Source organism: Clostridium sp. D46t1_190503_E9 (genome assembly GCF_015555225.1).
Lineage (GTDB): Bacteria > Bacillota > Clostridia > Clostridiales > Clostridiaceae > Clostridium.
In genome coordinates, this window is sequence record NZ_JADNKB010000007.1 from 121,984 (window position 1) to 135,814 (window position 13,831).

Genomic DNA, 13,831 nt, shown 5'->3' on the forward strand with positions numbered 1-13,831 from the left:
ATAACCCCTCCTAAACTCTCTATTAATCCTCTATTATTTCTGGAGCATCATAAGTTTCTCCAAAAGTATCTACTGTCATTTTTAATATCTTTTGATCTTCATAAGGTTTGTCACTATAATCCCTCTTTGAATTTACTATCTTGTCTGCAATATCCATTCCTTCAATAACTTTCCCAAATGATGCATATTGTCCATCTAAATGAGGTGCATCTGCAACCATTATAAAGAATTGACTACCTGCAGAATCAGGGATCATAGTTCTCGCCATTGAAAGAACTCCTCTTGAGTGCTTTAAGTCATTTTTAAATCCATTTCTAGAAAATTCGCCTTTAATGCTATAACCTGGTCCACCTATACCTGTTCCTTCTGGGCATCCCCCTTGAATCATGAAACCTGGTATTACTCTATGAAATATAATGCCATCATAGAAACCTCTATTTATTAAGTCTATAAAATTTCTTACTGTATTTGGTGCTATTTCTGGATATAATTCAGCTTTTATAACACCTCCATTTTCCATACTTATAGTTACTATTGGATTTTTCATAATAAATCTCCTTTCAAAATTAAATCTTCTATTATTATTGTCATATTTGAATCTATAAATTCAAAGTTATATATATATCCACTTATAATTTAAAACTGGAGTTATATATTTTTTTCTTCTTATGGTAATTATATATTATTTAATAAAAAAAGCATAGATTTCTCTATGCTTTATTGAAAAGAGGTACCTAAAACTACCCTAGAATAATCAGTATAATTTGATAAATTTTTAACATATATTTGTTTAAAAATAAATTCTCTCCCAAATTTATTTATTAAATCACCAAGTAAAACATTTAAAAAAGTAGTTGGGATTCTCTCAAATCCTTCAAAATCAAGGGATACTCCAATATTTATACTATTTCTAATCATTTCTCTTAATAAAATAGCGTCCTCTATAGTTATATCTTCTCCCAATACATCTTTTATTTTAATTTCCATAAAACATACCCCCCAGTACTTTATAATTGTTTAAATTTTCTGAAAACTCCCTTTAATATAATATATCAATTTCCAGGAATTTTGTCAACATTTTAACAAATATTTTCAAAATATTAGACTTATAGAATAAAACTATAAGTCTAATATTATTATCTTTAATATTTATATTTTTATTTTTTATTAGATTCAGTTAAAGATTTTTCTATTGATTCAATAATCTATAGCTCAAATCTATAACTTCATTTTTATTTGAAGAGTTAAATATTTCAACGTTTCCCTTTTCCTTTGACTCAGTTAATAAGTTTTTCTCATTTAACCTTCTCCTTAACTCTTTAGCTGTTCCTAGTCCTCCATCTATTATAGTAATATCCTTTCCTATAATCTTAGTTAAAGTGTCTTTTATAAATGGATAATGTGTACATCCCAAAACTATAGAAGATATTTTACCATCATTGTATGTATTCATTTTTTCAAACAAATATGCTTCAACATCTTCCCCATCAAACTTACCAGATTCAATAAATTCTACAAGACCAGGGCATGGTACAGGAACTATTGATGCTCTATCCTTATATCTATTCATTAACTTGTTAAATTTCTCTTCTTTTAGTGTCATTGATGTTGCCATGATTAATATATTTCCATCATTGTTAAGTTCAACTGCTGGTTTTAATGCAGGTTCTATACCTACCAAAGGTAAATCTGGATACACTTTTCTAAGATCTGCAACAGCTGCGCTAGTTGCTGTATTACAAGCAATAGCTATGCCCTTAACCCCTTTATTTAATAGGAATTCTACAGCCTTAAATGTTAAGTCTCTAACCTCTTCAACGCTCTTTACTCCATAAGGTGCATTTTTAGAATCTCCAAAATATATATAGTTCTCATTCGGCATTACTTTCATTGCTTCTTTCATTACACTTAATCCGCCTACTCCTGAATCAAAAAAACCTATTGGCCTATTCTTATTGTCCACCTAATCTCACTCCATTTTCTTTAATTCTATATTTTATTTTATACCTTTATTTAATATAAATCTACAGATTTATATTGTTATTTAACTTCTATACATTTATAAATCACTTTCAAATACTATTTTTCCCATCTATGTTATATTATAATAAATAATACAATTAATATAATAGGGGTGGTTTTTTGAAAAGAAAGTTATTAATTTATAAGTATCTTACATTCATTTTTGTAGCTTTGTCTATAGCTACTATTTATTTTACATTTAAATTAGGAACACAGTTAGGAGGCAGAATATATCAAATAGGAATTTTTCTTTTTATTATACTTATTGTTATCTCTTCTAAACTCTTTGATAAATCAAGAAAGTTTAATGAAATAATTTTCTTAATCTCCTCTTGGCCAGATTCATATGATTCTAAATTTGACTTTAATAAGATACATAAATTTTATTATGAATATGGTCCTAAATCTTTAAATGAAAATACCTTTCATGACATAGATGATCAAACTGCTCATGATTTAAATATTGATGAGGTCTTTAAGAAAATAAGCAATTGTTCATCAACTCTAGGCGAACAAATGCTATATTATATTTTAAGAACACCAAAAACTAATAGTGCTGAATTAATAAAAAGAAATAAAATAATAGAAAAATTTAAAAATGATGAAAATCTAAGAAGTACAATACAACAGATATTTTCTAATTTAGGAAAACAAAGAAAAGGTGAGATATTTAATTTATTTAATACAGAAACAGTTGTAAATAAATCAAAGGTATTATTATACAATCTAATAGCTTTAAGCTCAGTTGTAACATTAGTTTGGTTTATTATTGATGGCGCTGATAAAATTCCAACCTTTATAGGAATTTTCGCCATATACATGTTCATTTCACTACGAACAGCATCTGAAATAGAATATGAACTTACTTCACTTCAATATTTAGGTAACTTTATTAGAGCTTCTAAGGAACTATCTAAAATTGACGATCCTACTTTAAAAGACGAAATAGACAAAATAAAAGAAAGAGTAGATCTATTTTCTAAAATAGATAAAAAGACATTATTTATCTATTCTCAAGGAGCTTTAGATATATTTATAGAAACAATAAATGCTTTATTTTTAACTAGAATACGATCTTACTACTCTATAATCAATATTATCAAGAAAAATAGACAAGAGTTAATAGAACTCTATGCATTAGTTGGTAAAATAGAAGCTTATATCTCTGTATCTTCTTATAGAACTAAATTAAAAAATTATAGTTTACCTAACTTTACTGATAATAAAAATAATTTATTTAAAATAGAAAATGCTTGTCATCCATTATTAGAGAATGGTATTCCTAACAGTATAAATTTAAATAACAAGGGAGTTATTTTAACAGGTTCAAATATGTCTGGTAAATCTACATTCATGAGAACTCTAGCTTTAAATATCCTATTAGCTCAATCTATTTATACATGTTTATGTGATGATTATAATGCTTCTTTCTTTAGGGTTATGTCATCACTTAGTATTTCAGATGATGTTTTATCTGGTACTAGCTATTATTTAGAAGAATGTAATGCTGTTCTTAGAATTTTAAATTCATTAGAAGAAGAAGTACCTGCATTTTGCATAATTGATGAAATATTTAAAGGAACAAACCCAATTGAGAGAATAGCTACATCTAAACAGATTTTAAAATATATTATGAATAGAAATGCACTTTCAATTGTTGCAACACATGATTTAGAATTAGCCGAAACTTGTAATGATAAATATTTAAAATATTATTTTTGTGAAGATGTTGATGAAAATGAAGGTTTAATTTTTGATTTTAAATTAAAAGAAGGCATTTGTAATACAGGAAATGCCATAAAACTATTATCCTATTTAGGCTATCCTAATGAGATAATAAATGATTCAATTAAAGATATTTCTTCTAAATAAAAAATATAAGTATGTAGGTTTGTTTTTTTATATCTTCACTTGAAGATATAACAAGCCTGCATATTTTTATTTAAAAATCCTATATATCTCTCTAATATTATTCTTACATTATTTTGTTAAATTAATTATTGACATCATATCATGTATATAATAGAATTGCTTTATAAATTAAAGAATTTTACGAATATTATGACGTCTAGACCAGTTTAATATTCGATTTAAAGCAGAAAGGAAGTGACTTTTCCTTGTTAAGTTTCGGCAAGGAAGATTTTATGAAAGATTTAATTTTTACAATACCAAAATCAAAGCATAATAAAGAAGACTTATTTAGAATCTTTAAAGACCATCCTGAAATAAAATTTGTATCTATCGTTGGAATAGATTTATCAGGCAATGATACTGATGAAAAAATTCCAACAAGATTATTTTTAGATGATATTGACTCATTTTTAAATGGAGTAGCTATTCAAACAGATGGTTCTTCAGTTGTACTTCCTGGGATCGCAACATTAAATGATGCAAAAGTAGATATGGTAGCAGACATTAATGCTAATTGGTTTGTTGACTATAATTTCGATCATATTGATCCATTAACTAACAAACCTATTGGAACTCTTAGAATCCCTTCATTCCTAATTCATAATAATAAATCAGTATGTTCAAGAAATATTCTTAATTCAGCAATAAATACATTTAAATCAACTCTTTTAGATATCTTTAAAAATAAACCTAAAACTTTAGAACCATTTAGAATTGAATATGATGATATAGATGAAATTGTAATAACTTCAGCTTCTGAATTAGAATTTTGGGTTAAAACTCCAAATGAACAAGCTCACATAGAAGAATTATCTACATCTCAAGTATTACAAGAACAATATTGGACAAGAACTAAAGGTGCTGTTAGAACTGCATTAGAGGAAACCTTACTTCTTATGGAATCATATGGATTCGAACCTGAAATGGGACATAAAGAAGTTGGTGGAGTAAAATCAAAGCTTGATACTAATGGACAATTCAATCATATAATGGAACAACTTGAAATTGACTGGAAATATTCAGATGCTATTCAAGCTGCTGACAATGAAATCTTCGTAAAAATATTAACTCAAGAAACATTCAGAAGACATGGCCTAGATGTTACATTTAAAGCAAAACCAATAGATGATGTTGCTGGTTCTGGGATGCACATACACTTAGGCGTTAGTTTAAAATTGAAAGATGGAAAGAGAATAAACCTATTCCATGCAACTAAAGAAGATTTCTTAAGCTGCATAGGATATGGAGCTATAATGGGAGTATTAAAAAACTATGAAATTATGAATCCATTTATCTCTTCAACTAGTGGAGCTTTTAAAAGATTAAAGCCTGGCTTTGAAGCACCTATATGTATAGTTACTTCACTTGGAGTATCTCCTGATAATCCATCAAGAAATAGAACCATATTAATAGGCTTAATTAGAGATTTAACAAATCCATTAGCAACAAGATTTGAGCTTAGATCACCTAATCCTCATACAAATATATATCTTGCTCTTTCTGTTTCATATATGTCAATGCTTGATGGAATAATATATGCTCTTGAAAATGATAAAACTGAAGAAGAGCTTTTAGCAGAATTATCAAAAAAACCTGGTGATGATGCATCTTATTTAGAAAAAACTAGAGCTTATAGAAGTGAAGAAGACGTATTTGAATTCTACACAGAGAAAGAAAGAAATGAATACTTTGGTAAAGCACCTGCTACTGTATATGAAAACTTAATTCAATTAGATACGTATTCAAATAAACTAAATATATTAAAAAGAAATGATGTATTTAGTGATAAACTAATAAATAGCTTTAAACTTGCTACAATTCAAAGATGGACTACAGATATTGTTCATAGAGTTATACTAAATCACGCTGCTGAAGTTAGATCATTTAAAAAGCTTCACTCTGAGAATGCATTAGATTTAGATATATCAAATTGGATGACTATAGATAACTTAAGACATTATATAATGAAAGACACTTATACAACAAAAAGCTTATTCACTCGTATAAAATTAGCTTTATCTAATGAAGATTATGCTCTAGCATCTGATTTATCGCTTGAATTAGAAGATAAAATGAGTGAATTAAGAAATCTTTATACTAACTATACAAAGAATTTACTAGATATATAAATTTATATAAAAAATTTTTAAGAAAAGTTAAGCTGACAAGCTTAGCTTTTTTTATTTTATTGAGAAATAACTTCACAATTTTAAATTCAATAAAAGGTAGAGAAAAGTTTACTCTTGATGAGTATCCCTCTGCCTTATTTTTTTTATATTAACTTATACTTTTATATCCATGCAGGAATATGAATTTTTTCATTTTCCATAAATGATATATTATTATCTAGAACATTTTTTATAACGTTCTTTTTTGTATTTAATGAATTATTATTTATAAAATCTTCAGCTTCCTTCATACTATTTGCTTTAAATATAAAAGTCCAACCATTTTTATCATATTTACCTGTACACATTAAATACTTTTCTTTTTCATTATCTATATGTTGTCTATCTATTATTAAACTCTTAAATTCACCTATTGTTTTATAATTTAATTTTACAAAAATATCATTATTCATATTACCCTCCAACCAAACATAAGTTCTACATTCATATTATACGAACATACGTTTCATGTCAATACTTGTATATAATTTTTACATAATAATTATAAAAATACTCTTTTATTGTAGAAATTTATTTTTTATTGTCAAAATTTATATAAATATTTATATAATAAAAAGTACTTTTATTATGTTGACGTACATTCTTTATATACTATGTTTACCAATATTATAGTATACCCATATACAATTATTTTTTTCATTCTTAATATAAATAATTATAAATACATAAGTTTCCTTCTTCATTTCGCCTATTAAAAGTAAAAAACAAATAGAGATCTTATTAAACAATACGTCCATAAGATCTCCATTTAATTCTTCATTATTATTCTGTTATATCAAAAACCTCTAAGTTTTTGTTTTCTACACCAAAAACTTTAACTTCAGCTATTGCTCTTAATGTATCTAAAGCTGTTATAACACCTATATTTCTTTCTACAGCAGCCCTTCTTATAATAAATCCATCTCTCTTGGAATCATTTCCCTTAGTTGGAGTATTAACTACTAAGTCTACTTCCTTATTTTTTACTACATCTAATATATTAGGTGCATTTTCATGTAACTTTCTTACTACTTCAACTTCAATATCAGCTTCTCTTAAAAGATTAGCCGTTCCTTCTGTTGCAACAAACTTATATCCAACTTCAGCTAGCATTTTAGCTATAGGTAAGAATTCCTTTTTATCATGCTTATTTATAGTCGCTAATATCTTTCCTTTTTTATTTGAAGGATACATTCCACCTGCAACAAACCCTTTATATAAAGCTTCCTTTATATTTCTTCCTACCCCTAAAACTTCTCCAGTTGATTTCATTTCTGGTCCTAATGATACTTCAACCTTAGGTAATTTTTGTGTTGAGAATACAGGTACCTTTACGGATACTAATTCTGGCTCCTTGTATATATCAACTCCATATCCTAAATCTTTTAATTTATGTCCAAGCATAACTTTAGTAGCTAAATCTACTATTGGAACCTTACTTACCTTACTTATATATGGTACAGTTCTTGATGCTCTAGGGTTAACCTCTATAATATAAAGTTCTCCCTTAAATTCTATGAACTGAATATTTATCATTCCCTTAATTCCAATTGCTACTGCTAATTTTTTAGTATAATCTAAAACCTTAGTTTTTGTTTCAGAAGTAATATTTTGACTTGGATACATAGTTACTGAATCTCCAGAGTGAACTCCAGCTCTTTCTAGATGTTCCATTACTCCTGGAATTAATATATCTTCTCCATCTGATATGGCATCTACTTCTATTTCTCTACCCATTAAATATTTATCTACTAATATAGGGTTTTTCTTATCTTTAGCAAATGTATTCTTTAAGTAATACTTTAATTCTTCTTCATCATGAGTAATTTCCATACCTTGACCACCAAGAACATAGGAAGGCCTTACTAATACTGGGAAACCTAATTCCCTAGCTTCCTCTAAGCCTTCTTCCATATTCCAAATACCTTTACCTTTTGGTCTATCTATTCCTAATCTTTCTAATAGCTCATCAAACTTCTCTCTATCTTCAGCCATATCTATTTGATCTGCTGTAGTTCCTAAAGTTTTAATTCCCTTTTCTTTTAAGAAGTTAGCGAGTTTTATAGCTGTTTGACCACCAAATTGCAGTATAACTCCATCTGGATTTTCCTTATCAATTATATTTAATACATCCTCTTCAGTTAATGGCTCAAAATAAAGTTTATCTGATATATTAAAATCTGTACTTACTGTTTCTGGATTGTTATTTATTATTATGGTTTCAATACCCATTTTCTTTAACGATTTTACGCAGTGTACTGAAGCATAGTCAAATTCTATACCTTGTCCTATTCTTATTGGACCTGAACCTATAACTATTACTTTCTTTCTATCTGATACCTCTACTTCATCATATTGTTCATAAGTTGAATAGTAATATGGTGATAAAGCTTCAAATTCTCCTCCACATGTATCAACCATCTTATATGCAGGCTTGATATTCCATATCATTCTTAACTTATAAACATCCTCAGGACTAACTTTAAGCATATCTGCTATAGCTTTATCTGAGAATCCCTTTTTCTTTAAGTTTAATAACCATTCTTTATCTAAATCTTCTATCTTGCTTAATTTTAATCTAGTTTCTTCTTCAACTATCCATTTGAATTTCTCTAAGAAGAATATATCTATTCCAGTTATTTTTGCGATACTTTCTATTCTATAGTCTCTTCTTATCATTTCAGCAAGAGCAAATAGTCTTTCATCATCAGGCTTAACTACGATTGATTTCAATTCTTGAATACTTAATTCCTTAAATTTAGGATGATCTAGAGAATATTTTCCTATTTCTAAGCTTCTTATTCCTTTTAAAAGTGCAGCTTCTAAATTAGCACCTATTGCCATTATTTCTCCAGTCGCCATCATCTTAGTTCCTAAAGCTCTATCTGCTGCATAAAACTTATCAAAAGGCCACTTTGGAATCTTAACTACTACATAATCTAATGTTGGCTCAAAACAAGCATAAGTCTTTTGAGTTACTGCATTTTTTATTTCATCTAATCCATAGCCTAATGCTATCTTTGCTGCAAGCTTTGCTATTGGATATCCTGTTGCCTTAGATGCTAAAGCAGATGATCTTGAAACTCTAGGATTAATTTCTATTACTGCATACTCAAATGAATTTGGATTTAATGCAAATTGTACATTACATCCTCCTTCTATTCCAACTGCATTTATAATATTTATTGCTGAAGTTCTAAGCATTTGATATTCTTTATCAGATAAAGTTTGAGATGGTGCAACAACTATACTATCACCAGTATGAATCCCAACTGGATCTATATTTTCCATGTTACATACAGTTATACAGTTTCCATAAGAGTCTCTCATTACTTCGTACTCTATTTCTTTCCATCCTTTAACTGATTTTTCTAAAAGAACTTGGCCAATTGTACTTAATTGTAATCCTGAAGCTAATATTTCTCTAAGTTCTGTTTCATTTTCGGCAATTCCGCCACCGGTTCCCCCTAATGTATATGCAGGTCTAACTATTACTGGGTATCCAATATTTGTAGCATAAGCAACCCCTGCTTCTATTTCAGTTATAATTTCACTTTGTATAACTGGCTCATTAATTCTATTCATCATATTTCTAAAAAGCTCTCTATCTTCACCTTCTTTAATAGATTGAATAGATGTACCAATTACTTTTACATTATATTTATCTAAAATTCCTGCTTCATATAAATCTACAGCAAGGTTAAGTCCTGTTTGACCACCCATTCCTGTAAGTAAGCTATCTGGCCTTTCCTTATCTATAACTTTTTCTAAAAACTCCACTGTTAGTGGCTCTATATATATCTTATCAGCAACTTCTGAATCAGTCATAATAGTTGCTGGATTTGAATTAACTAAAACTACTTCTATTCCTTCTTCTTTTAATGCTTGGCAAGCCTGAGTTCCTGAATAATCAAATTCAGCTGCTTGACCTATAACTATTGGACCTGATCCTATTACTAAAACTTTTTTAATATCTTTATTTAATGGCATATCCTAAATCCTCCTATAGTGCATATTTTATAAACTTATCAAATATATATTCGCTATCTTTTGGGCCTGCTGCTGCTTCTGGATGAAATTGAACTGAGAATATTGGAAGGCTTGTATGCTTCATTCCTTCAATAGTTCCATCATTTATATTGATATGTGTTGCTACAACATCATTTGGCAAAGTTTCAACCACATATCCATGGTTTTGTGATGTAATATGAACTTTATTTTCTTCTAAATCTTTAACTGGATGGTTACATCCTCTGTGTCCAAATTTTAATTTAGTAGTTTTTCCTCCTAAAGTTAATGCTAAAAGCTGATGTCCTAAACATATACCTACTATAGGTTTCTTTCCCACTAATTTTTTTATATTTTCTATTACATCTCCTAAATCTTCTGGGTCTCCAGGTCCATTTGATAAAAACACTAAATCTGGATTTACTTCTAAAACTTCTTCTGCAGTTGCATTCATTGGAAATACAGTTAACTTGCATCCTCTATTCTTAAAATTTCTTATTATATTTTCCTTTATTCCAAAGTCAATTATTGCTACGTGCTTTCCTTTGCCTTCTACAGAATACTTTTCTTTAGTGCTAACTATACTAACTGCTTCTTTATTTGAAAAAGAGCTTATTCTTTCCTTAACATCCTCTAAAGCAACTTCTTCTAAGGAAATCATCCCTTTCATAGTTCCATAATTTCTTAAAACCTTTGTTAAAGCTCTAGTGTCTATGCCTTCTAATCCAATTATTTTATTTTGCTTCAAGTAATTTTCAAGATCCATTTCACACCTAAAGTTATTTGGAAAATTACATTTTTCTCTAACTATAAATCCTTTAACCTTCGGTGACTTTGATTCCATATCCTCTAAGTTAATTCCATAGTTACCTACAAGAGGATAGGTCATTGTAACTATTTGTCCATAATATGATGGGTCTGTTAAAACCTCTTGATAGCCTGTCATTCCTGTAGTAAATACTACTTCTCCTATACTGTCTTTTAAATATCCAAAAGCCTTGCCTTCAAAAATCATACCATTCTCTAATATTAGCTTTGCTTTCATATTTAGCCCTCCTTAATTTAAATATATTTAGCTAAAAATACACTTTATAAAAGCTCTACTTACCTAAAAATAAAAGGACAATAAGAAGAGAACAAATTATGGTTCTCTTCCTACTATCCTTATATATTTAATATCAGCATTAGAAAACGTCCTTACTGACATAGCTATGCAATTATTTTGTGAATAAAAATATAACATATTTATATACTCCCTTTCTGGCCTCACAGGACCAATTTAAAGTGTACTTTTTAACTCTTTAATTATCTTTTTGATAATTAATTATCCTTTTATAATATTCTATATTTTATATAAATATCTGTCAAGGAATTTAATATTAATAATTATGCACATATTCTCTAAGATTCTTTAAACTTCCATCTTACCCCAATAAAGTTTATATAGATTGAAAATATTAAGTTATAATTCACTTACTTCACATATTAATAGCATATTTGCTGATATATATTTTAGATAGTATTTGTTTTATTTATTGCTTATTATATTATACAACACATCTGCATAAATATACACTTCTTTGAATAAAAATTCTAGACTATTGAATTTTTTATTTACGTATTTATATTCAATGACTTATTTGTAAAAATATTCTATAATTATATTGAAAATCAATTTTATTGCTGATATAATATTGTATATTATAACTCTTAATGGAATATAAAATACCATTAATTAAATGAGGAGGTTAATAATTTGCTTAAACTAGATAATGTTAGTAAAAAATTTAAAGCCACCAAAGTAGTTGACAATTTATCTTTTTCAGTTAATAAAGGTGAAATAGTTGGTTTACTTGGTGAAAATGGGGCAGGAAAAACAACAACTTTAAGAATGATTTCTACTATGCTAGAAATAACAGAAGGTAAAATTAAAGTTAATGAAATTGATGTAAAATCAAACCCTGAAAGTGTCAGAAAAGAAATAGGAATTCTATTTGGGGGAGACGTAGGCTTATATGACAGATTAAGCGGCAGAGAAAATATAAGATACTTTGCAAATCTTTATGGAATGACTAAAAAAGAAGCTGATGAAAGAATAGATAATTTAGCAAAAAGCTTTGGTATGGAGGATTATATAAACAAGCCTGTTGGAAAATATTCTAGAGGTATGAAACAAAAAATATCTATCGCTAGATCAATAGTTCATAATCCATCTATTATGCTATTTGATGAACCAACTACTGGCTTAGATGTTAGTGCTGCTAGAATAGTACAAGACTTCATACTACAATGTAAAAGCGAAAATAAAGTAATACTATTTTCTAGTCATTCTATGAAGGAAGTAGAAAAATTATGTGATAGAGTTGTAATTATAAATAAGGGTAAATTAATAGAAGATTGCACATTAAGTACATTAAAAGATAAATATAATAATGAAGATTTAGAAGAAACATTCTTAAAACTTATAGGAGGTAAGTCTAATGAATAACTTTTTAACAGTTTTAAAGAAAGAACTATTAGACATTGTAAGGGATAAAAAAACATTAGTATTTACTTTAATTCTCCCTATACTTATTTATCCTATAATGTTTAAATTCATGTCATCTGCAATGGAGAAAACTCAATCAGACGTACAAAAAGAAATTAATATATATATTGATGGCGATAAGGATTCTTCTATGGCAAAAGCTATAACATCTCTAGATAATATTAAAATGCCAGAAACAGAATCTCCAACAGACTCCCTAAAAAATGGGGATATTCAGCTTATCGTAAAAATTCCTGAGAATTTCGATGAAAACATATCTCAAGGAAAAAACGATACTATTGAATTATTAATAGATGAAGAATCTAATAAATCTATGATTGCAAGTAGCATGATTAGTGAAATATATGAAAACTATAAAAAATCTATAGTTGAACAACGCCTAGCCGATAAAGGAATAGACTCAACTATACTTACTCCATTTGAAGTTAGTGTTAAATCAGGAATAAACACTGATAATGAAGATATTAATGGTGGTGCTGCAATGCTTCTAACTATGATTCCAACATTAATTGTAATTCTTATGGTATCTTCTACTGTAGGTATGGCAGCAGATCTTGGTGCAGGTGAAAAAGAAAGATTTACATTTGAACCACTTTTATCAACTTCAGCTAAGAGATCTTCATTACTTTGGGGTAAAATAACAGCTTTATGTACAGTTTCATTTATAGCTTTGATTGCTAACTTAGCTGCTATGGTATTTTCAATGCAAAAGTTCATGAATTTTGGAGAAGGTGAAATACAATTTAATTTAGCACCATCAACTATATTAGGTATGTTAATAATAGGCTGCTTGGTATTAGTAACATTATCAGCATTACAAATTTCAGTAAGTATTTATGCAAGATCAACTAAAGAAGCAAATTCTTATTTAGCTGCAATTACAATGCCTACTATGATTTTAGCTTTCTTGCCTTACATGATGGATGCAAAAGGAATAAATCCAGCATTCTTTAACATTCCTATAACTAATGCAATTTGCTTAATGAAAGAATTTACCGTTGGAATATTTGACATTAAACATATAGCTTTAGTAGTTGGATGGCATTTAGTTTATATAGTTGCATCAATTATATTTGCTAAATTTATGTTCTCTAAAGAAGAAGTTATATTTAGGAATTAACAAGTGATAATGGACAATGCATAATTATGGATATAATTCACTAAGGTGAATTAT

At 28.0% G+C, this 13,831-nt stretch carries 10 protein-coding genes; 4 read left to right on the forward strand and 6 right to left on the reverse strand.

Annotated features, from left to right (window positions below; all coding sequences use genetic code 11):
* Window positions 1-22: 22 nt before the first annotated feature.
* The 3 genes from I2E83_RS09930 to murI form a co-directional block, all read right to left on the reverse strand.
* Complete coding sequence (locus tag I2E83_RS09930) at window positions 23-547, reverse strand: peptidylprolyl isomerase (protein WP_195263887.1); 525 nt, start codon at window positions 545-547, stop codon at window positions 23-25.
* 170 nt (window positions 548-717) lie between these two features.
* Window positions 718-987 carry an STAS-like domain-containing protein gene (locus I2E83_RS09935; protein WP_195263888.1) on the reverse strand — a complete coding sequence of 90 codons (270 nt, stop codon included), beginning with the start codon at window positions 985-987 and terminating at the stop codon, window positions 718-720.
* 202 nt (window positions 988-1,189) lie between these two features.
* Window positions 1,190-1,963, reverse strand: coding sequence for a glutamate racemase (murI, locus tag I2E83_RS09940; protein WP_195263889.1), 774 nt, complete (start codon window positions 1,961-1,963; stop codon window positions 1,190-1,192).
* Window positions 1,964-2,142: 179 nt separating this feature from the next.
* Between murI and I2E83_RS09945 the strand changes: the two genes are divergently transcribed.
* A complete protein-coding gene (locus I2E83_RS09945; protein WP_195429651.1) occupies window positions 2,143-3,894 on the forward strand; it encodes a DNA mismatch repair protein MutS in 1,752 nt (583 codons plus the stop codon).
* Between the two features lie 272 nt (window positions 3,895-4,166).
* Window positions 4,167-6,062 carry a glutamine synthetase gene (locus I2E83_RS09950; RefSeq protein ID WP_195429653.1) on the forward strand — a complete coding sequence of 632 codons (1,896 nt, stop codon included), beginning with the start codon at window positions 4,167-4,169 and terminating at the stop codon, window positions 6,060-6,062.
* Window positions 6,063-6,223: 161 nt separating this feature from the next.
* Here I2E83_RS09950 and I2E83_RS09955 read toward each other — a convergent pair whose 3' ends face one another.
* The 3 genes from I2E83_RS09955 to I2E83_RS09965 form a co-directional block, all read right to left on the reverse strand.
* Complete coding sequence (locus I2E83_RS09955) at window positions 6,224-6,514, reverse strand: hypothetical protein (RefSeq protein ID WP_195263892.1); 291 nt, start codon at window positions 6,512-6,514, stop codon at window positions 6,224-6,226.
* A 370-nt stretch (window positions 6,515-6,884) separates the two neighbouring features.
* Window positions 6,885-10,091 carry a carbamoyl-phosphate synthase (glutamine-hydrolyzing) large subunit gene (gene carB / locus I2E83_RS09960; protein ID WP_195263893.1) on the reverse strand — a complete coding sequence of 1,069 codons (3,207 nt, stop codon included), beginning with the start codon at window positions 10,089-10,091 and terminating at the stop codon, window positions 6,885-6,887.
* A 13-nt stretch (window positions 10,092-10,104) separates the two neighbouring features.
* Window positions 10,105-11,154 (reverse strand): carbamoyl phosphate synthase small subunit, encoded by a 1,050-nt coding sequence (locus tag I2E83_RS09965; protein WP_195263894.1) that lies wholly within the window; start codon window positions 11,152-11,154, stop codon window positions 10,105-10,107.
* 711 nt (window positions 11,155-11,865) lie between these two features.
* Between I2E83_RS09965 and I2E83_RS09970 the strand changes: the two genes are divergently transcribed.
* Together I2E83_RS09970 and I2E83_RS09975 are read left to right on the forward strand one after the other, a co-directional pair.
* A complete protein-coding gene (locus I2E83_RS09970) occupies window positions 11,866-12,597 on the forward strand; it encodes an ATP-binding cassette domain-containing protein (protein ID WP_195263895.1) in 732 nt (243 codons plus the stop codon).
* On the forward strand, window positions 12,590-13,777 hold the full coding sequence (locus tag I2E83_RS09975) for an ABC transporter permease (protein WP_195263896.1): 1,188 nt from the start codon (window positions 12,590-12,592) through the stop codon (window positions 13,775-13,777). The genes I2E83_RS09970 and I2E83_RS09975 overlap by 8 nt, the downstream gene beginning before the upstream one ends.
* Window positions 13,778-13,831 lie beyond the last annotated feature (54 nt).